The following is a 24690-nucleotide window of genomic DNA, read 5'->3' on the forward strand; positions in this document are numbered from 1 at the left end:
TCATGCCTCCAGTGCAGGTTCTTCGGTGGTGGTCTTCGACGGCTCATGGAAACGGGAGTCCACGGGCTTGATCATCAGGTTCGCTATGAAGCCAATGATCAGCAGGCCGACCATGGTCAGCAGTGCCGGCTGATAATCGGATGCGACAAGCTGCCCGGGCGTACCCCTTGCATCGAGGATCCCGTTCACGATCAGTGGCCCTGCAACACCGGCAGCCGACCAGGCGGTCAGGAGGCGGCCGTGGATGGCACCGACCTGGTACGTACCGAAGAGGTCGCGAAGGTACGCGGGAACAGTTGCAAAGCCGCCGCCGTAGAAGGAGATGATCACGAATGCCAGCAGAACGTAAAGCGCTGTGGTGGAGGAACCCGCGAGGGCCAGCACCGTGTACAGCACGGCACCGACGCCGAGGTAAACCATGTAGATACGCTTGCGTCCGATGATGTCCGACGTGCTGGACCATACGAAACGGCCGGCCATGTTGCCGATCGACAGCAGACCTACGAAGCCGCCCGCCACCGCTACCGAAACAGCGCTGATGCCATCGGGCTGGCGGAAGAAGTCCTGAATCATGGGGGCGGCCTGCTCAAGGATGCCGATCCCGGCGGTGACGTTGCAGAACAGCACAATCCAGATCAGCCAGAACTGCTTTGTCCGGATCGCGTTCTTGGCCGAGACATTGTCACTGGTGACCAGCGGCTTGGATTTCAGGGTGCTCGGATCGAAACCGTCCGGGCGCCAGTCCGCGGCAGGTACCTTGATGGTGAATGCCCCGAAGACCATGTAGACCAGGTAGATCACCGCGAGGGTCACGAAGAGCATGGAGACCGCGGCCCCACTGGCCACCCAGCCTTCAGCGCCCGAATTCGGGTCATACGTCCTCAGCAACTGGGTGGACAGCGGGCTGGCGATCAGCGCACCGCCGCCGAAGCCCATGATCGCCATACCGGTGGCAAGCCCCGGCCTGTCAGGGAACCACTTGATCAAAGTCGAGACGGGTGAGATATACCCGATCCCCAAGCCGATTCCGCCAATGACTCCGTACCCGAGGTACACCAACCAGAGCTGGTTGGTGGAGATACCGAGGGCTGCCACCAGGAAGCCGCTGACCCAGAACAGGGCAGAGGTGAACATGGCCTTGCGCGGGCCGTTCTTGTCCACCCACGTCCCCATCAGCGCCGCGGACAGGCCGAGCATCACGATGGCGATGGAGAAGATGACGCCGATTTCGGTCAGGCTTGCATCGAAGTGTTCGACGAGCGCTGTCTTGTAGACGCTGGTGGCATAGGCCTGGCCGATGCACAAATGCACGGCGAGCGCTGCGGGCGGAATCAGCCAGCGGTTGAATCCGGGTGGAGCGATTGTGTGTTCCCTGTCGAGCCAACTCATGAGCTGAACGCCTTTCCCTCTATTTAGTGGACGTCAACGTCCGCTCGGCCCCCACCAGGGACAATTGTGCATTAGGTCACATGTTGCCCGGGGCACACAACACTGCCGTGCGGTGAACGGTCATCCCGGCGCGACGAAAGGTAGCGCGGAATCAGCGTCGCAGAGCGCGAACCAGCGAATCGAACCGCTGCAACCCGGACAGGTCTTCAACCAGCACGACGCCGTCCGGCCCTGCCAGCGGGACCTGCCAGTTGGGATACTGCTGGGCTGTGGTCCCGGGCTGGTTCTGCGTGCGCTCCTCACCGACGGCGTCGGTCAGCGCCACTCCGAGCAGCACCGACGGAGTCTTCGCGATGAACGAGTGCATTGCTTCGACCGTTTCCTGCGCCGTGGAGGGCTCGATGCCGGTCGTTGAACGGACAAGCGAGAGCACCTGCTCCTGGGCCTCCCGGTCCGCAGCCTTCTCCTCCTTCACGGGCCTGCCCAGCAGACCGAGCTGCTCGCGCAGTTCGACGTGCCTGCCGGCGAGGTATCCCGCGGTTGGCGGAAGGTCGTGTGTGGTGACCGTGGTGAGGCACGCCGTCCGGTACTGCTCCGCGGGGCGGGGCTCCTCGTCGTCGTACTCAAACCACAGGATGGACGTGCCGAGCACGCCGCGCTCGGCCAGGTACTCCTGCACGCCCGGCTCGAAGACGCCGAGGTCCTCACCGACGACGACGGCGCCGGCCCGCTCGGCCTCCAGCGCGAGGATGCCGATGAGCGCCTCGTGGTCGTAGTACACGTACGCGCCGTCGCCGGGCATCTGCCCCTGCGGGATCCACCACAGCCTGAAGAGGCCGAGGATGTGGTCGATCCGGATGCCGCCGGCGTGTCGGAGGATGGTGCGCAGCATGTCGCGGTACGCGGCGTAACCGGATTCTGCGAGCCGTTCCGGATGCCACGGCGGCTGCGCCCAGTCCTGGCCCTGTTGGTTGAACATGTCCGGTGGCGCGCCGACGCTGATCCCGGAGGCCAGTACGTCGCGCAACGTCCACGCATCCGCACCAGCCGGGTGAACCCCTACCGCGAGGTCGTGCATGATGCCGAGATTCATCCCGGCGTCCGTGGCGGCCCGCTGGGCTGCTTCCAGCTGCTCATCACAGAGCCACTGCAGCCAGGCGTGCAACTCGATACGGTCAGCGAGCTGTACCCGCTGCGCTTCGAGGAATTCGGGATCATTCCACTCGGGTGCTCCCTCGGGCAGCTTCTCGGCGAGCGCCGACCACAGCGCGAAGTTTTCCAGCCCCGGCCCTGCTTCCCGGCGGAACCTGCCGAAAGCGTCTTCCCGTTCAGGTGTGCGCTGTACGCCGAAGACGAGCTCAAGAGCCTGCAGCTTGGCGGCGTAGCTCGGATCCCGGTCAATCCTCTCCGCATTCAGGTTTGCCGTCTCGAACTTCCCCGCCAGATCCCGGATGACCTCAGCGTCCGGGTCGGAGAGAGCCTCGAGCTCGGCGATGTTTTCCACACGCAGGTAGATCGGGTTGAAAAACCTGCGGGTGCTCGGCAGATATGGAGATGCCTCCACCGGCGGCTTCGGCTGGGCAGCGTGCAGCGGGTTGATCAGTACGAAGCCTGCGTCCTTGGCGGCGGACACCTCAGCGAGGCGTGCGAGGTCATCGAGGTCACCGATGCCCCATGACGATCGTGACCGTACGGAGTACAGCTGTGCCATGAGCCCCCAGGTCCGGGTCAAACCGTCTGCGGTGCTGAGCTTGCGCGGAGTCGCGACGAGCGCGCAGCTGCTCTCGGTGGAGCCGTCATCCGCGACGAGCGTGTGCCAGCCCAACGGGAGGTCAAGCGGGATCTCCACCGTGAACCGGCTGATGCTCTTGCCGTCCATCTCCTGGTTTCGCGCGGCGTCTACGGTCAGTGACCGTTCAGACCCGTCCTCGAGCAGAATGCGGAGGGTCGGCGAGCTGCCCGACGGTACGTTCACCGGCACTTCGGTTGCATCGCCCTCCCGAATGACGACGGCGGCGGGCAGTGTCCGCAGCCACGGCGCTACTTCCGCTGCGCTCAGGGAGGCCGCCACGTCGTCGTCCGTTGTGCAGGGAACGCCCAGGGCGGTAAGGACCGCAACGAGAGTTGCATCGCTGACCGTCTGTGGAGTGTCGTCCCAGCCTTTGAAAGTGATTCCGACGCGGTGCTGCTCGGCAAGTTGCTGGAGTGGTGTGAGCTCAGGCATCTTCCTAATCTATTGGCTCCCCCCGGTTTGTGCCTCACGGAGAAGATCCCCTCCCGCCTGAGCGGGAGGGGATCTTCTCTTATCACTGCGGAATCGAAGCGTTACTGGACGATGGTGAACCCGCCCCAGCCCCCGCCGATCTGCGTCCGGGATCCGACGAACCCTCCCGTGCCGCTTCCGCGGTAGAGCCACAGGGCTCCGGCGCTGTCGCGGGCTACGAGGTCGCTGTGTGCATCAGCGGTGCCCCAAGCTCCCGGGCCGGTCAGGGTGAAGCCGTTCCAGCCGGATCCGATCTGATTCGCTGTGCCGAAGCCGCCGGTGCCGTTACCCCGGTAGAGCCACAAGGCTCCGCCGGAGGTGCGTGTGATGACGTCGGAGCGCCCGTCGCCGCTGAAATCACCGGTGCTGAGGATGGCAGTGAACCCACCCCAGCCGGAACCGGGCTGGGTGCGGGTGCCCCAACCGCCGGCGCCGTTACCCGGGTAGAGGTACAGCCGTCCGCCACTGTCACGGGCGAGCAGATCAACCTTTCGGTCACCGTTGAAGTCACCCGGCGTAACGAGGGCAGTCATGCCGCCCCAGCCCGAACCGATCAGCGCGCCACCGTTGATTCTGCCGGTGCCGGTTCCGGTGTAGAGCCAGAGCCGTCCGGACGTATCGCGGGCCATGATGTCGGAGTGTCCGTCGCCGTTGAAGTCACCCGGCTGCAGGATGGCGTTCATCGAACCCCAACCGCTGCCGATCTGGACCCGAGTTCCGAAACCGCCGGATGAAGTCGACGGGTAGAGCCAGAGCCGTCCGCCGGAGTCCCGTGCCACGAGGTCAGGATTGCCGTCGCCGTTCATGTCCTTCTGCTCAGCGGTCGGCGGCGGCGGTGGTGTTGCGGGACCGATCCGCCAGGAGTAAGTGGCGTTGGCTCCGGTGTTCCCGGCGACGTCGGTGGCCCTGACGTTGAACGTATAGTCGCCATTCAGCTGCGAGTCGTAGGTGTGGGGCGAGGTGCACGGTGCGAATATCGAGTTGCTGGGAAGCAACTGGCACTCGAAGCGGGCGTTTGCTTCCGACGTGAAGTGCAGCGTCGGCGTGTCGTCCGCTGTGGGATTGGACGGCAATGGTGCCACGACGGAAGCGGCCGGGGCCACTGTGTCCACGTGAATGTTCAGCGCCGCCGACGTGAGGAATGCCCCGGCAGTGGCCGGGTCGGGGATCTGGGCCCGCACGGCGTGCGCCCCATCCGCAAGGGGTGTCGCCGGGGTCAGCGAGAAGCTGCCATCAGCCCCTGCTACGCCGGAAGCGGCCACAACACCATCAACCAGGAGGTCAACGGGCGCATCCGCCGTCGTCGTCCCGGTGAAGGTCGGCAGGTTTACGTTGGTGATATTGTCAGCGTTTGAACGGCCGCTGTCACTTGCATCGTTCAGGTTAGGGGTGGACGGGGAGCCGTCAACAACCGTGGCGATCAGGCCCTGAACGGTGAATAGCGTTGTCGAGGCAAGAACAGCTCCGCTCGCGTCAGTCACCGTCACTCCGTTCAGACCGGAAGGTGCTCCAGTCACGGTTCGGGCGGTGTTGATGTCACCGATAGTGCCCGCCGGGGCAGTGGTCTGCTTCAGGAAGGTCGCGGTAGTGCCCACCGCGTAGTCCCCGAGGAACGCCGCACCGACTTCATTCCAGTCACAGGGCGTGTCGAGGCAGCCGTCGTCGATGGTCTGGTTGATGAAGCCCTCGCCATCGGAGGTGAATGTATGCGTCCCGTAGGGATGGGCGATGGTGTAATCCGAGTTCGGCGTAAGGCCCTCGAAGCGGAACCGAAGTCGACCGAAACCAATCTGGTCCCCCGGAATCACGGCTTCGTTCGCGTGCGCTGCCTCCAGCGCGGCCTCGTAAGACCCAATAGTGCCCACCTCGGCAGCGGCCTGGAACCAGAAGGACTCGTCCGGGAAGTTGTCTGGGTAGGAGGCCGGCGCCTCCGGGTTCGGCGGCTCGGACAGGCAGCCCTGTCCGGCCTCGTAGCACAGCGCGAGCTTGACTGTGCCATCGTCATACCACTCGGGATAACCATGGAGAGTGCTGACGGGGCCTGTGGCGGCGGTAGCGCCCTGCGCGGGTGCAGCGGCAAGCGGGGCGAGTACCGCCACGAGCATCGCTGAAATTGTTGCTGATGATGTGAGACGTAATGTGCGGCGGTCCTTCGGGGGATCAACCGCGTGTGGATGGTTGGACATTTCAGAGCTCCCTCGTTTCAGAACCGAAACCGTGCTTACTACCGGCTCGGTTCGCCCACTTTGCGCCCCATTCCTTGGACAATTCTTGGGAATGAATCGAGGTCGTTCCTTTGATCGGGAATGTGTCGCTAGGATGCAGTTTTGCTACTCAGGAGTAGCATTAGTCCATCGCCGGGTTCCGGCTGGCGGAGCCTGCCGTTGAAGGGGGCTGCCATGGGCGCCGAAACACTTCAGGAGAACGTCAACGAGCGCGAATCCCGGAAGGTGGCTGAGTCCGCCAGGGAAACGGAATGGACGCGGCCCAGCTTTGCCAAGGGTCTCTATCTGGGCCGCTGCGACATCTCTCTGATTCACCCCCGACCCTCCTCGACTTACACCGGGAACGACGACGGCGAGGAGTTCCTCTCCCGGCTGGCCGCAATTCTTTCGAACATGGACGGGCAGGTGATCGAACGGGACGCACGCATCCCCGATGAGTACCTAAAGGATCTGGCTTCCCTGGGTGTCTTCGGTATCAAAATCCCGAAGGATTTCGGCGGACTCGGACTGTCTCTGGCCTATTACGGGCGGGCACTGATGCTGCTCACCTCCGTCCACCCCAGCCTCGGCGCCCTCGTCTCCGCCCACCAGTCCATCGGCGTACCTGAGCCTGTTCGCATGTTCGGCACGCCGGAGCAGAAAGGCGAGTATCTCCCCCGTTGCGCCTCCGGCGCGATCTCGGCTTTCCTGCTCACCGAACCCGATGTCGGGTCCGATCCCGCACGGTTGAGCGCGACTGCCACCCGCAATGACGACGACGGCACGTATGTACTCAACGGCAGCAAGCTCTGGACCACCAACGGAGTAATCGCCGAACTGGTGGTGGTGATGGCAAAGGTACCGGCACACAGCGGCGGCCCGGGCGGCATCTCCGCCTTCGTGGTGGAAGCGGATACGCCGGGTATTACGGTGACGCACCGCAACGCCTTCATGGGTCTGCGCGGCATTGAAAACGGCGTCACCCGATTCGAGAACGTGAGGATCCCGATCGCGAATCGTCTGGGTAAGGAGGGGCAGGGGCTGAAGATCGCGCTGACCACCCTGAATACCGGACGGCTCTCAATCCCCGCGAACTGCGCTGCCGCAGGTAAATGGTCACTCAAGATTGCGCGTGAATGGTCGAATGCCCGGGTGCAGTGGGGCAGGCCGATCGGCAAGCATGAGGCGGTCGCGCAGAAGATTTCCTTCATCGCTGCGACCGCGTTCGCTCTCGAGTCCGTCTTCGAGCTCTCGGCGGCCCTCGCTGATTCCGGGCAGAAGGACGTCCGAATCGAAGCGGCACTTGCCAAGCTGTGGTCCAGCGAAATGGCCTACCGCATCGCCGATGAACTGATGCAGATCCGTGGTGGCAGGGGGTACGAGACGGCTGCTTCCCTGAAAGCGCGCGGGGAACGGGCCATTCCGGTCGAACAGCAACTGCGCGACCTGCGCATCAACCGGATCTTCGAGGGTTCTTCCGAGATCATGCACCTGCTCATTGCCAGGGAGGCAGTCGACGCTCACCTTGCCGCGGCAGGTGACCTCGCGTCGTCGGACGCTGACCTGTTAGCGAAGGCGAAGGCGGCCGCCGGTGCCAGCAGCTTCTATGCGGGCTGGTTGCCGCAACTGCTTGCAGGACCGGGTCTTTCACCGCGTTCCTACACCGATTTCGGGCGGCTCGCCGGGCACGTGCGTTACGTTGAGCGGGCATCGCGGCGCCTTGCCCGACATACGTTCATGGGGATGGCGCGGTGGCAGGCCAAGCTCGAGCACCGGCAGGTGTTCCTGGGGCGCATCGTGGATATCGGAGCGGAACTGTTCGCGATGGCGGCAACCTGCGCGCACGCCAAACACCTTGAGGGCCAGGGACGGCGGGAAGCAATCGATCTTGCGGATGCCTTCTGCCGACAATCACGGCTGCGGATCGAGCAGCTCTTCACCGAGCTGTGGAAGAACACCGACAGCACGGATTACCGGCTTGCGCGCAGTGTCCTTGACGGCCGTCATGAGTGGCTCGAGGAGGGCGTCCTCGACCCGTCGGAGGGAACCGGCCCGTGGATCGCCGAACCGGACGGGGAGACCGGACAGGAGCCTTCCGACGGACAGCCGGCGGACCTGCATCGAAGGTATCGCTGAGATAATAAGCTTCCTTTCCATTTCATCCGCAACTTCCTACGATGGAAAAGTAGCAAGGACCGACCGTGAGGACACCCAATGAATGAGACACCCGACAAGCAGCACTCAACCGACGACGGCGATCTCACCCCAAAGGGTCAAAAGAAAGTCAGCTACGTCATGATGGGCGGCATCGCCGTCCTGATTCTCGCGGTGGTGGTCTTCGTGGTCGTCAGTGCCGTTCTCAACGGAGCCTGATACCTGCGGTTTCTCTCGCCCGCTACGCTGACCATTCGTGTGGAGCGGGGCGGCGGGTGCTGGGTAGGGCAGTGTTCGCGCGCCATTCATGAATCCATTCCGGTAGAACCATATCCTCCGGCGGGTTCCCGAACGCCCCGAAAATTTCAGCGTTCGCAACGGGTCCCTGGACGCTGAGCAGGCGGGTGGCGATGTAGGCGCGTGCGTAAATTTCGTCGTCGTTCACCATGCGCTGCTCGAAGTAGATGGCGCGCTCATCGAAGCCCATAATCCGCGTTTCAATGGTGTAGCGCTGGCCGAGCTGAAGGGACTTCCGGAACGTGATGGTTTCGGCATTGACCACAGGGCTCCACCCTTTGCGGCGCATCATCTTCCAAACACCGCTCCGGATCATGAGATCGAACCTGCCGAGGTCCATCAGCGAGAGGTACATGCCGTTGTTGACGTGCATGGCGATGTCAATGTCGGTGAGCCGAACCCGCAGCGGCAAGGACGCCGGATCCCAAATACTGACGGGCGGTCGACGCCGGGAAGCGAACAGGATCCAGAGTGTCCGGAAAAACAGGTGCATTTTGCCATATTACCGGTGAGTAACCGTCCGGATGGATCGTGAGACAACTCACCTTATTAGCCATGCGGTGTGGGTTCTTGGAATAGTGGACGGCTGCACTCAGCCAACTCCAAGGAAACTGTGAAAGGAATCCATGACTGACCAGACCTGGCAATACCTTGCCATGGCGCTTTACATGATCGCCATGCTGGGAATCGGCTGGTACGCCTACCGGAAAACGTCCGACCTCGATGACTATATGCTCGCCGGCCGCGGGCTCAAGCCGGGCGTTGCAGCGCTCAGTGCTGGAGCCTCCGACATGTCGGGGTGGCTGCTGCTCGGACTCCCCGGCGCGATCTACCTGTCCGGCCTGATTGAGGTCTGGATCGCCATCGGCCTGACCATCGGCGCATGGTTGAACTGGAAGTTCGTTGCGCCGCGGTTACGCAGCTACACGGAGGTATCGAACAACTCGATCACCGTGCCCAGCTTCCTTGAGAACCGGCTGAAGGACCGTTCGAGGCTTCTCCGTATCGTCTCCGGCATCCTCATCCTGGTGTTCTTCACGTTCTACGTCTCCTCCGGCATGGTTGCCGGCGGCGTCTTCTTCGAGTCGTCCTTCAACTCCAGCTACACCCTCGGCATGATCATCGTCGCGGTGGTCACGATCGCCTACACGCTGTTCGGAGGCTTCATGGGTGCAACGTTCACCGACGTAGCCCAGGGACTTCTCATGCTGCTCGCGCTGATCGTCGTGCCGATCATCGGGTTCGTCCAGGTGGGCGGCTTCACCGGAATGACGGAGTCGATCAACGCAGTGGACCCGTCCATGCTCAACTTCGTCGCCGGCGGTTCTGTTCTGGCCATCATCTCCGCTGCCGCCTGGGGCCTCGGCTACTTCGGCCAGCCACACATCATTGTCCGTTTCATGGCGCTGCGCAGCCCGCAGGACGCCGTTGCCGGACGCAGGATCGGTATCAGCTGGATGATCCTCACTGTTCTCGGTGCAGTTGCTACTGCACTGGTGGGCATCGCCTACTTCCAGCAGAACCCCCAGCTCACGCTTGCTGATCCTGAGGCCGTCTTCCTTTCGCTGTCACAGGCGTTCTTCCACCCGTTCGTTGCCGGGATCGTCCTCGCGGCGGTGCTCGCGGCAATCATGAGCACCATCTCGTCGCAGCTCGTGGTGTGCTCCTCCGCGCTGGTCGAGGACCTCTACAACATGGTCTCCAAGAAGACCCTCAGCGCGAAGCAGGGCGTGATCCTCGGTCGACTCGGCGTGCTGGTTGTCGCGATCGTTGCGATCGTCCTCGCGTCCGGCCGCAACGAGTCCATCCTCTCGCTGGTCGCGTTCGCGTGGGCCGGCTTCGGTGCCTCCTTCGGCCCTGCCGTACTGCTGTCGCTGTTCTGGCGGAAACTGACGATGCCCGGCGCGCTGTCCGGGATGATCGTCGGCGCCGCAATCGTCTTCGCGTGGGGCAATTCGCCGCTCTCGTCCACGATGTACGAGATCGTGCCGGCATTCATCGCCAACCTGGTTGTCGCCGTCGTCGTCAGCCGGCTGACCTGGAAGCCGAACGCGGAGATCGAAGCCGAGTTCGACGAGGCCGTTCGCGGCGTCTCCGAGCGCAAGGAACCGGTCACGGTCTCCTAATCAGAACTTCCTGATTGGGGTTTCCCCTTCGTGTCTACATCGGCTCCCCGGTTGCTGCGGCTTCCGGGGAGCCGCTGTACGTTCAACGGTAGGACGGCAACGACGACGGTGCACTCACCAGCCGCTGCGTGTCGGCGTATGCCCCTTCCGCGCTTCCTCCGGCATCGGCATTTCCGCCCGGAAACCAAGAAGCCGGATGGGCCGCCCCGGTTCGATCTTCCCGACGAGCTCCAGGGCACGGGCCAGCACGACGTCGCGATCAAACGTTTCGGGAATGCGCTTCGCATACGTCTTGGTGAAGAACGGTGCGTACCGCACCTTGAGCGTCAGACCGATCACGGGGCGACCCTCAGCAACAACGTCCTCAAGGACCCGCGCCACGAGTACCCGTACGGCTTTGTCCACCTGCGTGGGATCCGCCAGATCCTGCTGGTAGGTCGTCTCCCGGCTGTGCCCGCGAGGAATCCACGGAGTGTCATCGACCAGCCGCTCGCCGTCACCGCGACCAAGTTGTGCGTACCACGGGCCCATCTTCGGCCCGAACTCCGGGACGAGATCGAGGGGATCACAGGCGGCGAGCTGCGCGACGGTCGTGATGTCGAGCCCTGCCAGACGGCGGGAAACCTTGGGCCCGACACCCCACAGGTCGATGGTGGGCCGGTCCCCCATCACGTCCAGCCAGTTATGCACGGTGAGGCGGAAAAGTCCTGCCGGTTTGGCGAACCCCGTGGCGACCTTGGCCCGCACAAGGGTGTCGCCGATACCGACGCTGCAGTGCAACTGCGTGCTCTCAAGCACCGCATCCTGCATTCGCCGGGCATATCCCTCCGGGTCATCAGTTTCGACTCCCACGAAGGCTTCATCCCAGCCCAGCACCTGAACGGTGGCAGCCGGTTGAGCGCGCAGGGTGGCCATTACCGTCTCCGATACGGCCAGGTACGCCTCGGAATCAACGGGCAGGATCACAGCGTCCGGCACCTTGCGTGCGGCGGTGCGTAAAGGCATTCCGGAGCCGACGCCGAATGCACGGGCCTCGTAGGACGCAGTCGATACCACCGCGCGCTCCGCAGGATCGCCGCGGCCACCCACTATCACCGGCTTTCCTGCCAGTTCGGGCCGGCGCAGCACCTCGACCGCAGCAATGAACTGGTCCAGATCAACGTGCAGCACCCATGGGATGTGGCCTTGACTCACGGTTCCAGTCTGCCTGCCCGTTCCTTCCTGCACCACCATCTCGCCGAGACGCTCGTCGAACCTCGGATTGACGCACCACGGTCCCAACTAGAAAGCTGGGGTGAAGCGCACGCACCACCGACCGATACGAGGAGAACATGACTGACGCAGCGGCACCGACCATCGAGCTTCTCAGCGGTGTGTCCATTCCGGTACTCGGACTGGGCACCTGGCCGCTCGATGATGACGAGGCAGCCGGCGCCGTCGAGAAAGCCGTTTCCGAGGGGTACCGCCTGTTCGACACGGCAGAGAACTACGGCAATGAAGCTGGGGTCGGTGAAGGGATCCGGCGGTCAGGGATTGAGCGGAACCAGGTATTCATCACCACCAAGTTCAACCAGCAGTGGCACAGCGTCGACGGCGTCCGGAAGGCATTCGAACAGAGCGCCACCCGGTTGCGCGTCGACTACATCGACCTCCTGCTGGTGCACTGGCCCAATCCGGCTCAGGACCGCTACGTCGATGCCGTGAAGGGTCTCGCTGCGCTGCGTGAGGACGGCCTGATCCGGGCTATCGGCGTCTCCAACTTCAAGCCTGCCCACCTGCAGCGCGTCCTCGACGAGGGACTCGTGCCGGACGTCAACCAGATCCAGCTCGACCCTCGCCACACGCGGGCTGAGACGCGCGAATTCCACGCCAGGCATGGGATCGTCACTGAGTCATGGAGCCCTCTCGGAAAGGGCAGCGACCTGCTGCAGGATCCGGCCGTGGACCGTCTCGCCGACAAGTACGGCATGACGCCGGCGCAGATCGTCCTGCGGTGGCACCTTCAGCTCGGACTCGTGGCAATTCCGAAGTCGGCCAATCCATTGCGGATCAAGCAGAACATCAACCTGTTCGGCTTCGAGCTCACCCAGGATGAGGTGGAGTCGCTGTCCGCGCTCGACACCGGAGACGGCGACATCACGGACTCGGACTCCTTCGGCCACTAGGAATTTTTGTCGCCTATCTGCGCCTTTGGCCGCGTTCCAACGGCAGATAGGCGACAAAACTTCGGGGGGCTATGGCCAGAGGACCTCGCGACGCCAGCCCTCACCACTGCGCACGTACCGCAGGCGGGTATGGCGGCGCTCAGGGTCGGCCTGCCAGAACTCCACGCGCTCCGGCGCCACCGTGTAGACCGTCCACGTTGCCGATCCCCTGTCCTCGATCCCCTCGAGTTCACGCTCGACGGCGGCGCTCACCGATTCTGCCTCGGCAATGACATCGCTTTGCGGCCCGGCCAGCACCAGCGCACGTGCAGCGGGATGGCGGCGGCGGAAGTCGGCGTCGTTCTCTTCGGCCGTTCCCGGCGTCACGGCGCCGCTGACGCGCACCTGCCTGCCAGCCGCTTGCCAGAAAAAGGTCAGCGCGGCGTAGGGCGTTGCCTGAAGCTGCCGACCTTTGGGGCTGTCGCTGCTGGTGGCGAAGGAAAATCCGCGGCCGTCGAGGTCTCTGAGGATGACCACGCGTGCGTCAGGGCGCCCGTCGTCGTCGGTTGTCGAGACGGTGACCGCGTGAGGGGCGGGGACGCCGTCGTCGATCGCTGCGCCGAGCCACTGGGTGAACAGGTCCAGCGGGGATTCGGGCGCGGAGGCCGGATCGAACGGCCGCATCTCCTCGGGGAACACGGGCAAGCCGCGCAGCAGATTTTGGGCTGGTGTGTTCATGCGGCCAGCCTACGCCGCGTCCCTGCGGCCAGCGGGTTACGGGCAGCGTTGCTACCCTCGAAAGATGTCATTTCAGGAACCGGAGCACGAAGAACATCACGTCGGTACACGAGACCTGACCCGGTGGGCGACGCCGGTCGGTCGGTTTCTGGTCACCTGCGTTCGGCGGCTGGCGCAGTGGGTGGGGCCCCGGTGGGCGCTCCTGCTGCTGATGGCTATCGGCATCGGCGGAGCCGTGGCCCTCACGGTTGCCTCAGCCGAAGTTTATGAAGCGGTGTCGGATGAAGACGGAATCGCGGTCCTTGACCAGCCCGCCCTCGATACTGCCCTCGCCATGCGATCGCCGTGGCTGAACGGTGCAGTCACGGCATACACGCATATCGGCGGACCGCTCGGCATGCCCATCCTCGCGCTCGGTGCAACAATTGCCCTCGTGGTGGCCCGGCGCTCATATACGCCGCTGATTTTGATGGTCGCCGCCGCCGGCGGCTCCCTCCTGATGACGGTCCTGAGCAAGGACGCCATCGGGCGGCTTCGCCCGGACCGCGAGTTCGCAGTGCCGCCGTACGAAATGTCAGCGTCATTTCCCAGCGGGCATACGCTCAACGCCGTCGTGATTTCCGGTATCCTGGCTTACCTGCTGGTACTGCGTCAGCACTCGAAACGGGCTCGGGCATTGACCGTCACAGCAGCCGTCCTCTTCGCCTTCACGATGGGTCTCTCACGCGTATATCTCGGGCATCACTGGGTCACCGACGTGGCCGTGGCCTGGACCCTCGGGCTTGCCTGGCTGGCGTTGGTGATCACTGCCCACCGGCTGTTGCTGACTTTCCGGAACTACCGGCGTGAGCGGCGGGGACCGGCTTCCGCCAGCTAGTTCGGGTGCCCTCAGTTCGGGTTGTGCGTCCGTTCCAGCCGGACATACTCACGCAGCAGCTCCAGAGCGTGGGCATTTTCCTCGGCCTCCAGACCCTCCTCCATCGACTCCGCCAAGGTCTCACCGGCCGGGAACGGCGGAAGCAACGGGATGCTGGCGTCAGTGCGGACGTCCAGAACAAAGGGGCGGTCAGCGGCCAGCGCGCGGTCCCAGGCGGGGCCGACGTCGTCCGGGTTTTCCACCCTCATCCCATCCAGTCCGAGGAGCTTCGCGAAACCCGAGTAATCCACGTCGGGGATGTCCTGGCTGTCCGGGAAACGAGGTTCCGCTTCGGTTTCGCGTTGTTCCCAGCTGACTTCGGCGAGGTCGAGGTTGTTGAGGATGCAGATGGCGAAGACGGGGTTGGCCCAGCTCTTCCAGAGCCGACTGACCGTGATCAGTTCGGCCATCCCGGTCATCTGCATGCCGCCGTCACCGGTCAGCGCCACTACGGGCCGGTCCGGAGCTGAGAGCTTCGCCGCAATTCCGTATGGAAGGGAGCATCCCATGCTCGCCAGCGTGCTCGACAGATGCGCGGGCACACCGCTTGGCAGGTGCAACTGGCGGGCATACCAGTAGACGCAGCTGCCGACGTCGACTGCCACCTGCGCGTTATCGGGGAGGCGCCCGTTCAGTTCCCGGACAGCGCGCTCCGGGTTCACGGGATTCGCCGGGGTCATGGCGCGGGCTTCGTTGAGCCCCCGCCACGCGTCGACGTGCCGTTCGACATCGCCACGCCACCCGATGCGTCCCTCGACCAGCGGCAGGAGAGCTCGGAGCGATTCGGCAGCATCCCCCGTCACCGCCACCTCGACCGGGTACCTGTTTCCGATCGCCTTTGCATCGCTGTCGATCTGCACAGCGCGCGCGGCACCCGGAGGAGGGTAGAACTCGGTCCACGGATCATTCGACCCGATGATCAGCAGGGTGTCGCAGTTCGCCATTACCCACCCGCTGGCGGTGGTGCCCAAATGGCCCATGGTGCCCGCCGCGTAGGGCAGGGTTTCATCGACGTACGGCTTCCCCAGCAGGCTCGTGACGACGGCGGCGCCCAGCTTCTCCGCGAGCGCCACCACCTCTGCCTGCGCACCCCGCGCTCCCTGCCCGACGAGCAGCGCAAGTTTCGATCCGGAATTCACAAGCGCGGCGGCGTCGTGCACGTCCTGCTTTTGCGGGATAACCGTCCCCGGACTCCAGAGCGCTGCGGAGGGGATGACGCCATGCTCGTGCTCGAGTTCCGGCGCGGGCTCCTGCTGCACGTCGTGGGGAAGGATGACGACGGCAGGAGACCGGGTGGCAAGCGCCGCCTTGAATGCCCGGTCGATCACCATGGGCGCCTGGTCTGGGCTGTTCACCTGCTGTCGGAAACCCGAGGCGACGTCCTTGAACAGGCTCTGCAGATCGATTTCCTGCTGGTAGGCCGAGCCGAGCACCGTTTGGCTCTGTTGTCCTACTACGGCCACCACGGGCACGCTGTCCATCCGCGCGTCGTACAGTCCGTTAAGGAGGTGCACGGCGCCCGGACCCTGCGTCGAAAGCACCACTCCGACGCCGCCGGTGTACTTGGCGTGGCCGACCGCCATGAAGGCGGCATTCTCCTCGTGGCGGGCCTGAACGAACTCTGGTGCCCCGGCGCGCCGCATCGCGCCGAGCACCGGGTTGATTCCGTCACCGCTATAGCCGAACACCCGGTCGACGCCCCATGCGGTCAACCGTTCAATGACGGCGTCAGCTACCAGCCGGTCACCCATCAGCCGGCGACAGGTACGGTTGGTCCCACCGGCCAGCGCAACAGCGCGGCCACTGGCCCTCCGTCGAGCGCGCCCGAGGGGAACAGCGCCACCTCTGCGTCTGTGAGCACCGCCGCACGCAGCAACGCGGACGGCGCCGGCACCTCTCCGAGCACGGGTGCGCCCGCTGTTTCCCCGTCCACCTCGGTAGTCCACGGTTCCGCTCCCAAGGCGAGCAGCCGGTGACCGTGGAGGCCCTCGGTTTCAAGGAGCAGGGTGTCGACCTGGGCCTGCTGGAGCGCGTGTACCACCGACCCGATGCCTTCGGTCGACTCAGGGTTGGGCCGGGACTTCTGATTGTTCAACCGCTCAAGCAGTTGAGTCTGCCTGCGCGCGATGCACTCGGCAACCCGCTTGTCGATTTCCTGAGCGTAGGCTTCCTTGTCCGCTCCATCGGTGCGGCTGTGGCTCTCGATGATCGTGAGGATCTCCTTGGACTGCTCACTCAGCTGCTCCGCCACGAGCCCTCTGGCCCGGATGTCTCCGGCCACAACGAGCAGTCTCGCGCGGCAGCTGCGAACAATCCGGTCAATCTCACCGGCAATATCGGCGGCGTTGGCCTTCCAGATGCTCTCCGTCCGGTGCTGGTAACGACCCTGGGACCAGCCTCCGCGCTCTACCTTCTTGAGGTTCTCGGTCGAGCCCTCGACATGCACCGTGTTGTCGTCCTGCAGGCCGTTTGCGTGGCGAAGGTGGATTTCACCGCCGTCCCGGCCCACCTCAGCTACCACGTAGGCGAAATCGTCCGGGCGGTGCCAGAGCAGGGGGCACAGATTCGGGACATCGTTTACGGAAGTGAATTCCGGCAGGGCAAGAGGTCCCGGGAGGAACTCGTCCAGTTCCACAGTCCCGTTCCTCGCGACGATCAGGCGGGCCACTGGATCCGGCATACCCTTTGCGGACTGGCGAAGGGCGTCGGCCACCGCCTTACGGTCGTCCTTGGACGCGCCAGCCTCCTCAAGGGCAGCTGCAATGTTCTCGGGGCGGACGTCGTCTGCGTGGAGCGAGTCGACCGTACCGGTGCTGGCATCCGTATAAACGGTGAGCCATGGACCGGGCTTCCGGTACAGATCTGCAAGCGTGTGCAAGGTGCTGGTCACTTCGACTCCTCTTCGTCATTGCTGACTTTTTCCTCGATCGTCTCGGTGAGCGGCCCGTCATCGGCAGCGTCGCTCGCCTGCGCCGGGTCGATCCCCGGGTCGTAGTCCGGCTGAACGTCCTGGACCGTAATCTCGCCCTCGCCGTCGTCCATGGTTTCCGCCTCGCGCCATTCTTCGGCGCGCGTGGGGTGGTTCCCCTGTACCAGCCCCTGAGTTTCGTGTTTGAGCTGATCGTCCAGGTTTGGACCGTGGGTGGTATTGCCCCGCTCTGCCATGACCTGTCTCCTTCTTCGTCGGGGTCGGTGCCGTCTGACTCGCAAATGCTAAGGTTACTGTCGGTCTATCATTCTCTGAGCTCGAATAAAAGACCCCTCCGCCGAGCAGGGCTGGAAGATGACACCGCGAACAGAACGTGGCCGCTACGCTGACCGTGAAGACGCCGGTCGGCAACTGACCATCGCGCTGGAACCGGCACTGGCCGGCAGTAAGCCTTTGGTCCTCGGCCTGCCGCGGGGCGGCGTTCCGGTCGCCGCGGTGGTGGCCGATGTATATGAAGCGGCGCTCGACGTCGTGATGGTGCGTAAGGTGGGCGTCCCGGAATTTCCCGAGCTGGCGATGGGCGCAATCGCCTCGATCGGCGGCTCGATCGAGACCGTCCGTAACGCCCATGTCCTGGCTGGCCTCAGGGATGCCGACGCTGTCTTCGCCCGTGTTGCTGAACGTGAGCAGGCCGAACTCCTGCGTCGTGAACGGCTCTACCGCGGGGGGATGGAGCCGCTCGCGGTGGACGGTGAGACCGTGGTGATTGTCGACGACGGCGTAGCCACCGGAGCCACGATGCGCGCCGCAGTGGCCGCCCTCCGGAGTGCCGGTGCTTCCCGGATCATCGCCGCTGCGCCGGTATTCCTGACCTCCGCTGCGGAAACGGTCGGTGAACTGGTTGACGAACTGATCAACCCTTGGTCCGCTGCGAACCTGCCGGCGGTGGGCAGTGCCTACCACCGCTTCGAGCAGGTGAAGGATGAGGAGGTTCAGCGGTTGTTGCGCGAGGCACGCGGGCGTAGTTTGGGGACCATGACGGATTACGCAGACCTCCCCGATTCCTACCGCGCCTACCTCGCGAGACTGGACGACAGCACCGCTGCTGCCGTGATACCCGTTCTCAAGCAGTCCGTGGCCGGAGGCGAGCATGGCGTCCTGATCACCACGGGCCTCGGACCCGACACGCAGGCTGAGGTCTCCCCCGAGGTCCCCTTCGGTGAGGTCCGCGAGACAGTCCGCTAGCAGGTGACCCAGAACGACGACGCCCTCACGCCCAGCGGGCCGCTGACCCGTTTCCGGCTTGCACCCAACCCGGGGCCCATGAGCCTCGACGGTACCAACTCCTACGTCATCGCTTCCCCGGAATCGGAAGCCGTCGCGGTGGTTGATCCGGGCCCGCTGGACGATGCACACCTCGATGCCTTGCAGTCAGCAGGGCCCGTGAGTCTGGTGCTCATCACCCACCACCACCGGGACCACACCGAGGCAAGTGCCCGGTTCCATGAATTGACGGGCGCTCCGGTGCGCGCGCTCGACCAGGAATACTGTCACGGCGCCAATTCGCTGGCCGACGGCGAGGTTCTCTCCGCCGGCGGAGTGCGGATCAACGTCCTCGCCACGCCGGGGCACACCGCCGATTCAGTGTGCTTTCACCTGCCCGACGACGGCCCCGACGGTTCCGTCCTCACCGGGGACACTATCCTCGGCCGCGGCACCACGGTGCTCAGTTACCCGGACGGGACACTGGGCGACTACTTCCGGTCACTCGACGCGCTCGAGGCGATGGGAAGCGCGACCGTCCTGCCAGCGCACGGCCCAATCCTTCCGGACCTCGGCGACATCACCCGCGCGTACCGGACGCACCGCCTGGAGCGGCTCGATCAGGTGCGGGCTGCGCTCCTGGCGCTTGGCCTCTCAGCGGAGCAGGCCGACGTCGGCTCCGTCACCGACCGGGTGTACGACGACGTCGACCCTTCCGTGCGCCGTGCAGCGGAGCAGTCGGTGGCGGCGCAGTTGCACTTCCTGCGTGAGGAGCGCTCCTAGCCCGCGATCAGCTTGAAGGCGGCGCCTGTTGGATCCGTTGCGGTGCAGAGTCGACCGTAGGGCGAATCCTCCGGGTCTGAAATCAGGGTGCCGCCGAGCTCTTGGACGCGAGCCGCGGCGTCGTCCGTGTTGTCCACTCCAAAGTAGACGCCCCACGCGGACGGAGTACCCTCGGGCAGCAGGTTCGCTGCGTCCATGATTCCTGCCTGCTGCTCCCCGTCCAGCAGACCTGTCGTGTAGCGGAAGTCGTCGGTGTCGCTCTCCACCTGCGGTTCCCAGTCGAGAACGCTCGTGTAGAAGTCCACGCACCGGCGGTATAGCCGGGTTGAAAGCTCATGCCAGACGGCGGCGCCTGTTTCACCATGCATCCCGAAACCAGGCAGCTTGTCCCCCTGCCACAGTCCGAAGGTCGCTCCGGACGGATCCGCGAGGTGCGAAACGCTGCCCTGGTCCGAGACAGTGAACGGCGCAACCAGAATCTCGGCTCCCGCGAGCGCCGCCTTCTCGGTCAGTGCCGGAATGTCCCCGGCGGCGAAGTACGTGACCCAGCCATCCGGGAAGGCTGACCCCTCGGGCTTCCCGGACAGCCCGGCGACTGCCTGACCCTCCTTGAGGAACTTGGTGTAGTGACCGTAGTCCGGGCCCATGTCCTCGACCGCCCAGCCGAGCAACTGACTGTAGAACCGCCCTGACTTTCCCGGATCCGAACTGGTGAGGTCGATCCAGCAAGGCATTCCGTCACGAAAGGTCTCTCGGTGGGGCATGGCTTCTCCTCCTGGCATGTCGGTCGAAGTGAGCGTATCCCCCAGTACTCGGACACACAATGGAAGAGAATGAACCCATGGCCACTCTCCTGCCCCGCGAACCTGCCGTCGTCGCACCTGGTGCCGTGCACGTTCCGGACTGGCTGGGCCTGGAACGCCAGCGCGAGCTCATCGCGGCGTGCCGGGAGTGGGCTGCCGGGCCGGTGCCGATGCGGCACACGCGGATGCCGAACGGATCACGGATGTCCGTGCAGACCGTCTGCCTGGGCTGGCACTGGGTCCCCTACCGCTACAGCCGGACAGCGGACGACGTCGGCGGCGGGCAGGTTGCGCGGTTCCCTTCGTGGCTGGCCGATCTGGGGCGCGACGCCGTGGAAGCTGCTTACGGCGTGCGCGGTGAGGGCTATGAACCCGACGCGGCGCTGATCAACTTCTACGATGCCTCGGCGAAAATGGGCATGCATCAGGACAAGGAAGAGAAGTCCCTTGCGCCCGTGGTGTCCCTGAGTATCGGAGACAGCTGCCTCTTCCGCTTCGGAAACACCCAGAACCGGAACAGGCCGTGGATGGACGTTCGACTGGAGTCGGGCGACCTGTTCGTCTTCGGAGGCGAATCCCGGCTGGCGTACCACGGGGTGATGAAGACCTATCCCGGAACAGCCGATCCCGCGTTGGGCTTGGATGGACGGCTCAACATCACGCTGAGGGTGACGGGTTTGTCCTGAAGGCCGCAGAATCGTTCCAAAGTGGCAGGATCGTGGAAATTGTCCGGCGATCGTGCACGGAACGGCGAATCTGTACCGGTCGAGGGGTCAGACCAAAAGCCCTCGTAAGTATGAAGCCTGCCCCGCATGCTGGGCACAATCCTCGATGACGCTCACCAACCGCACGCGGAGAGTGACAGGCGGGTCCCACGACGTGTCGATGATCCGGTCCAGGTCGGTCTCGTTGAGGTTCTCAACGAACTTCATGGTGCGTGCGTGCACCGCCCGGTGATACTCGATGAGCAGCTCGGAGGAGTCGAGGCGGACCTTGTCGACTTCGCTGGTGCTGTGCCCGTAGCCTGTGTCCTCGCGCGGCAGGTCAAGGCTGAACCTGTCGAACCAGCCATCGGTGAGCCAGAGCTCATCGCGGCCGGCGGCGTCGGCCAGGTGGTTGTCCTGCACCCTGGTGAGGTGCCAGATGAGCCAGCCGATGCTGTTGCCTGCGGCGCCCGACCCGTCAGGGAGGCTCGGCCGATAGGCGAGCTGACCGGCGTCGAGCCCTTGCACCGCACGGGACACCGCGTCCGGGATTCGCCCGAAAGCCTCGACAAGCACGTCGTTTCCGCTCATGCACCCAGCCTAGTAAGCCGCAGATATGCCGGAAAGGGGCAGGATCGTGGGACCTTTCCCACGATCCTGCCCCTTTCCGGCAGTTTTGGCGCTGGGTTACAGGTACGGCTCCACGAGCGACTCATAACGGGCCTTCACTGTCGCGAGCACGTCGGCGGCCGGTGAATCCCAGATCTCCTGGTTGAAGATTTCCACCTCGACGGGGCCCGCATAGCCGGTTGCGGCAACCCACCGGGTGATCGTCTCGAAGTCGATGTAACCGTCACCCATGTACCCGCGGGAGAGCAGTGCGTCGGCCGCAATCGGGAGATTCCAGTCGCACACTTGGTAGGACGCAATGCGCCCCTCCGCACCGGCGCGCTGGATCGAGGATTCAAGTGCTGGGTCCCACCAGACGTGGAAGGTATCGACGACAACGCCGACAGTCTCCGCGGGGAAGGGTGCCGCGAGGTCCAATGCCTGGCCCAGTGTGGAGAGCACCGCGCGGTCCGCTGCGTACATCGGGTGCAGGGGCTCCAGCACCAGCCGTACATTGTGCTCCTGCGCTACCGGAACCAGTTCCGCGATCCGGTCAGCAACCCGCTGACGTGCCGCGGCGACGTCCTTCGCGCCGGGCGCGGAAGGGTCGACGGCGGGGCCGCCGATGAGCGCGCCGGCTGCGGGAAGACCGCCCACCACCATGATCAGCTCGCGGGTGCCCAGCGTTGCCGCTTCGATGATGGCCTGGGTGTTGTCGGCAAGCGCCGCTGCCTGGCCCGCTTCATCGGCAGCGGTCAGGAACCCGCCCCTGCACAGGCTGGAGACGGACAAGCCGGCTTCCGATACGAGGCGAACTGCCTTGTCCAGTCCGACCTCGGCGACGCGGTCCCGCCAGACACCGATCGAGGTCAGTCCGGCGTCGGCGGACAAGGTTACCGCTTCCGCCAGCGTGATGTTCTTCGTGGTGGCGGTGTTCAGCGAGAGACGGCTCATGCGCCCACCCCGTAGCTTGCGAGCAGCCACTCGAAGCGGTGCGCCGCAACATCCGGATCAGCCAGGAGCCCGGCCTTGTCGGCGAGGCGGAAGGTATCCGCCAGATGCAGTGCCGAACGCCCGGAGTGCAGTCCGCCCACCATCTGGAACCCGGGCTGGTGCCCGTTGACCCAGGACAGGAACGCGACGCCGGTCTTGTAGTAGAAGGTCGGCGCGCTGAAAATGTGCTTGCCCAGGTCCCGTGTGGAATCCAGGATTGCGCGCCCGCCGTCCGCGTCGCCCTCGTCGTACGCCTGCAAAGCGGCTGATGCGGCGGGGTAGATCGCCGCGAAGATGCCAAGCAGCGCATCCGAGTAGTGCGTCCCGTCGCCGTGGATGAGTTCCGGGTAGTTGAAGTCATCGCCGGTGTAGAGCCGAACGCTCTCGGGGAGGGCGGCACGCAGCGCGGTCTCGTGTGCCGCGTCGAGCAGAGACACCTTCACGCCGTCCACCTTCTCCGGCTGTGCGCGAATGAGGTCGAGGAAGATGCCGGTGGCAGCGTCGACGTCGTTGTTGCCCCAGTAACCGCTCAGCGCCGGGTCGAACATGGTGCCGAGCCAGTGCAGGATTACGGGCTCCTCGGCCTCGGCCAGCAGGATCCCGTAGACGTACTGATAGTCGGCGGGGCTCTGCGCCACGGCGGCGAGCGCGCGGGAAGCCATGAGGATGACCTTCGCGCCGGCGTCGGACACCACCTTGATCTGCTCGCGGTAGGCCTCGACAACGGCGTTCAGTCCCGCCCGGCCTGCCGGCAGGTTCGCCAGGTCCAGCTGGTCGGTGCCGGCGCCGCAGGCAAGGAGATCACGGACAGTTTTGCCGCGGGTCGCGTCAGCATTGGAACCGACGACGGCGGCAGCCTCCGCCCCGGAGCGGCGGATCAGTTCCTGCGTGGCCGGCCAGTCCAGGCCCATGCCGCGCTGGGCGGTGTCCATCGCGTCGGCGACGCCGAGGCCGTAGGACCACAGCTCCCGGCGATAGGCGAGCGTGGTATCCCAGTCAAGGACGGCGGGCGCGCCGGGAGTGTTGTCGGCGGTGACCTCGGGGATCACATGCGCGGCCGCGTAGGCGTGGCGGGCGGTGAGGGGTGCCGTGGGCTTCGCCCAGGTGGTGGTCGGAGCGAGCTCGTAGCGCTCAAGCGAGCCGGCCGCAGTGGGAAGGTAGAGCGACGTCATAGCGTGATCTCCGGGATGTCGAGAGTACGGCGCTCGGCGGATGACTGCAGGCCGAGCTCAGCGAGCTGGACGCCGCGGGCTGCCGACAGGAGACCGAACCGGTGCTCGCGGCCGGCCGACACGTCCCGCAGGAATTCCTCCCACTGCAGCTTGAAGCCGTTGTCCAGTTCGGCGTTGGCCGGAACTTCCTGCCACTGGTCGCGGAAGGACTCTGTGACGGGCAGGTCCGGGTTCCACACGGGCTTGGGGGTGTGGGCGCGCTGCTGGGCAACGCACTTGTTGAGGCCTGCGACGGCCGAACCGTGGGTGCCGTCGATCTGGAACTCAACGAGTTCGTCGCGGTAAACGCGAACAGCCCAGGAGGAGTTGATCTGCGCGAGCACAGGATCGCCCGCGGGAGTTTCGAGTTCGAAGATGCCGTACGCGGCGTCGTCGGCCGTTGCCTTGTATTCCTTGCCCTGCTCATCCCAGCGGGTGGGGATGTGGGTGACGGTGTTGGCACTGACGGTCTTGACCTTGCCGATGATGCCCTCAAGCACGTAGTTCCAGTGGCAGAACATGTCGGTGGTCATGCCGCCGCCGTCTTCCTTGCGGTAGTTCCACGATGGGCGCTGCGCGGGCTGGTGATCGCCCTCGAAGACCCAGTAGCCGAACTCGCCGCGGAGGGAGAGGATGCGTCCGAAGAAGCCTTCATCGACCAGGCGGCGCAGTTTCACGAGACCCGGCAGGTAGAGCTTGTCGTGTACAACACCGGCGGTGACGCCGGCTTCCTGGGCGATCCGGGCCAGCTCGACGGCTTCGGCGAGGGTTTCCGCCGTCGGCTTCTCCGTGTAGATGTGCTTGCCGGCAGCCATTGCCTTCTTGAGGGTTGCGGCACGCAGGGAGGTCATGGAGGCGTCGAAGACAACATCGACGGTGGGGTCGGCGATGATCCCGTCCAGGTCGGTGGTCCAGTGCTCTACTTTGTGCTGCTGGGCCAGCTCGCGGATTTTCGCTTCGTTGCGTCCTACGAGGATGGGTTCTACCTGAACTTTTGTTCCATCGGCAAGGGTGACGCCACCCTGCTCACGGATGGGCAGGATGGAGCGCACCAGGTGCTGCCGGTACCCCATCCGGCCGGTGATGCCATTCATCGCGATGCGGATGGTCTTGGTCTCTGTCACGTTTACTCCCGGAGAGTGAAGAATGTTGGTGGAAAGCGCT

The 24690-nt window shown here is 64.7% G+C and carries 22 protein-coding genes; 8 read left to right on the top strand and 14 right to left on the bottom strand.

What is annotated here, in order from left to right; translation table 11 throughout:
* The 3 genes from AC4D1W_RS12340 to AC4D1W_RS12350 all read right to left on the bottom strand — a co-directional run bounded on the left by AC4D1W_RS12340 (position 1) and on the right by AC4D1W_RS12350 (position 5838).
* Complete coding sequence (locus AC4D1W_RS12340; protein ID WP_490898932.1) at positions 1-1389, bottom strand: OFA family MFS transporter; 1389 nt, start codon at positions 1387-1389, stop codon at positions 1-3.
* Positions 1390-1540: 151 nt separating this feature from the next.
* A complete protein-coding gene (gene malQ, locus AC4D1W_RS12345) occupies positions 1541-3613 on the bottom strand; it encodes a 4-alpha-glucanotransferase (RefSeq protein ID WP_490898933.1) in 2073 nt (690 codons plus the stop codon).
* A 101-nt stretch (positions 3614-3714) separates the two neighbouring features.
* Positions 3715-5838: an FG-GAP-like repeat-containing protein gene (locus tag AC4D1W_RS12350; protein WP_490891941.1), complete on the bottom strand. Its 2124-nt coding sequence runs from the start codon at positions 5836-5838 to the stop codon at positions 3715-3717.
* A gap of 213 nt (positions 5839-6051) precedes the next feature.
* Between AC4D1W_RS12350 and AC4D1W_RS12355 the strand changes: the two genes are divergently transcribed.
* Positions 6052-7992: an acyl-CoA dehydrogenase family protein gene (locus tag AC4D1W_RS12355; RefSeq protein ID WP_490891940.1), complete on the top strand. Its 1941-nt coding sequence runs from the start codon at positions 6052-6054 to the stop codon at positions 7990-7992.
* A gap of 78 nt (positions 7993-8070) precedes the next feature.
* On the top strand, positions 8071-8229 hold the full coding sequence (locus AC4D1W_RS12360) for a hypothetical protein (protein ID WP_490891939.1): 159 nt from the start codon (positions 8071-8073) through the stop codon (positions 8227-8229).
* A 22-nt stretch (positions 8230-8251) separates the two neighbouring features.
* Here the strand turns inward: AC4D1W_RS12360 and AC4D1W_RS12365 are convergent, their stop codons facing one another.
* Positions 8252-8800: an acyl-CoA thioesterase gene (locus AC4D1W_RS12365; protein WP_490891936.1), complete on the bottom strand. Its 549-nt coding sequence runs from the start codon at positions 8798-8800 to the stop codon at positions 8252-8254.
* Between the two features lie 133 nt (positions 8801-8933).
* On the opposite strand from AC4D1W_RS12365, the gene putP reads away from it, so the two are divergent.
* Complete coding sequence (putP, locus tag AC4D1W_RS12370) at positions 8934-10433, top strand: sodium/proline symporter PutP (protein ID WP_490898934.1); 1500 nt, start codon at positions 8934-8936, stop codon at positions 10431-10433.
* Positions 10434-10547: 114 nt separating this feature from the next.
* Here putP and AC4D1W_RS12375 read toward each other — a convergent pair whose 3' ends face one another.
* A complete protein-coding gene (locus AC4D1W_RS12375) occupies positions 10548-11666 on the bottom strand; it encodes a DNA polymerase IV (protein WP_490898935.1) in 1119 nt (372 codons plus the stop codon).
* 98 nt (positions 11667-11764) lie between these two features.
* Between AC4D1W_RS12375 and AC4D1W_RS12380 the strand changes: the two genes are divergently transcribed.
* Positions 11765-12598, top strand: a complete 834-nt coding sequence (locus AC4D1W_RS12380; RefSeq protein ID WP_490898936.1) for an aldo/keto reductase — start codon at positions 11765-11767, stop codon at positions 12596-12598.
* A gap of 69 nt (positions 12599-12667) precedes the next feature.
* Here AC4D1W_RS12380 and AC4D1W_RS12385 read toward each other — a convergent pair whose 3' ends face one another.
* Entirely contained in the window at positions 12668-13315 is a 648-nt protein-coding gene (locus AC4D1W_RS12385; RefSeq protein WP_490898937.1) for a pyridoxine/pyridoxamine 5'-phosphate oxidase, read from the bottom strand.
* 64 nt (positions 13316-13379) lie between these two features.
* On the opposite strand from AC4D1W_RS12385, the gene AC4D1W_RS12390 reads away from it, so the two are divergent.
* Positions 13380-14192: a phosphatase PAP2 family protein gene (locus tag AC4D1W_RS12390; RefSeq protein ID WP_490891926.1), complete on the top strand. Its 813-nt coding sequence runs from the start codon at positions 13380-13382 to the stop codon at positions 14190-14192.
* 11 nt (positions 14193-14203) lie between these two features.
* On the opposite strand, the gene AC4D1W_RS12395 is transcribed toward AC4D1W_RS12390, so the two are convergent.
* The 3 genes from AC4D1W_RS12395 to AC4D1W_RS12405 are packed head-to-tail and all read right to left on the bottom strand — an operon-like array spanning position 14204 to position 17396.
* Positions 14204-15982 carry a thiamine pyrophosphate-requiring protein gene (locus AC4D1W_RS12395; RefSeq protein ID WP_490898938.1) on the bottom strand — a complete coding sequence of 593 codons (1779 nt, stop codon included), beginning with the start codon at positions 15980-15982 and terminating at the stop codon, positions 14204-14206.
* Positions 15982-17121: a baeRF2 domain-containing protein gene (locus AC4D1W_RS12400; protein ID WP_490891923.1), complete on the bottom strand. Its 1140-nt coding sequence runs from the start codon at positions 17119-17121 to the stop codon at positions 15982-15984. The genes AC4D1W_RS12395 and AC4D1W_RS12400 overlap by 1 nt, the downstream gene beginning before the upstream one ends.
* Positions 17118-17396: a hypothetical protein gene (locus tag AC4D1W_RS12405; protein WP_490891921.1), complete on the bottom strand. Its 279-nt coding sequence runs from the start codon at positions 17394-17396 to the stop codon at positions 17118-17120. The genes AC4D1W_RS12400 and AC4D1W_RS12405 overlap by 4 nt, the downstream gene beginning before the upstream one ends.
* Before the next feature lie 118 nt (positions 17397-17514).
* On the opposite strand from AC4D1W_RS12405, the gene AC4D1W_RS12410 reads away from it, so the two are divergent.
* Positions 17515-18405: a phosphoribosyltransferase gene (locus tag AC4D1W_RS12410; RefSeq protein ID WP_490891919.1), complete on the top strand. Its 891-nt coding sequence runs from the start codon at positions 17515-17517 to the stop codon at positions 18403-18405.
* A gap of 3 nt (positions 18406-18408) precedes the next feature.
* On the top strand, positions 18409-19206 hold the full coding sequence (locus AC4D1W_RS12415) for an MBL fold metallo-hydrolase (RefSeq protein ID WP_490898939.1): 798 nt from the start codon (positions 18409-18411) through the stop codon (positions 19204-19206).
* Here the strand turns inward: AC4D1W_RS12415 and AC4D1W_RS12420 are convergent.
* Positions 19203-19970 carry a VOC family protein gene (locus AC4D1W_RS12420; protein ID WP_490898940.1) on the bottom strand — a complete coding sequence of 256 codons (768 nt, stop codon included), beginning with the start codon at positions 19968-19970 and terminating at the stop codon, positions 19203-19205. The genes AC4D1W_RS12415 and AC4D1W_RS12420 overlap by 4 nt on opposite strands.
* Before the next feature lie 77 nt (positions 19971-20047).
* On the opposite strand from AC4D1W_RS12420, the gene AC4D1W_RS12425 reads away from it, so the two are divergent.
* Complete coding sequence (locus AC4D1W_RS12425; protein WP_490898941.1) at positions 20048-20695, top strand: alpha-ketoglutarate-dependent dioxygenase AlkB family protein; 648 nt, start codon at positions 20048-20050, stop codon at positions 20693-20695.
* 87 nt (positions 20696-20782) lie between these two features.
* Here the strand turns inward: AC4D1W_RS12425 and AC4D1W_RS12430 are convergent, their stop codons facing one another.
* The 4 genes from AC4D1W_RS12430 to AC4D1W_RS12445 form a co-directional block, all read right to left on the bottom strand.
* A complete protein-coding gene (locus AC4D1W_RS12430; protein ID WP_490891907.1) occupies positions 20783-21304 on the bottom strand; it encodes a mycothiol transferase in 522 nt (173 codons plus the stop codon).
* Positions 21305-21400: 96 nt separating this feature from the next.
* A complete protein-coding gene (locus tag AC4D1W_RS12435; protein ID WP_490898942.1) occupies positions 21401-22276 on the bottom strand; it encodes a sugar phosphate isomerase/epimerase family protein in 876 nt (291 codons plus the stop codon).
* Positions 22273-23487, bottom strand: coding sequence for a dihydrodipicolinate synthase family protein (locus AC4D1W_RS12440; protein ID WP_490898943.1), 1215 nt, complete (start codon positions 23485-23487; stop codon positions 22273-22275). The genes AC4D1W_RS12435 and AC4D1W_RS12440 overlap by 4 nt, the downstream gene beginning before the upstream one ends.
* Entirely contained in the window at positions 23484-24620 is a 1137-nt protein-coding gene (locus AC4D1W_RS12445) for a Gfo/Idh/MocA family protein (RefSeq protein WP_490899010.1), read from the bottom strand. The genes AC4D1W_RS12440 and AC4D1W_RS12445 overlap by 4 nt, the downstream gene beginning before the upstream one ends.
* Between the last annotated feature and the right edge of the window lie 70 nt (positions 24621-24690).

The organism is Arthrobacter sp. TJ-170 (assembly GCF_058269305.1).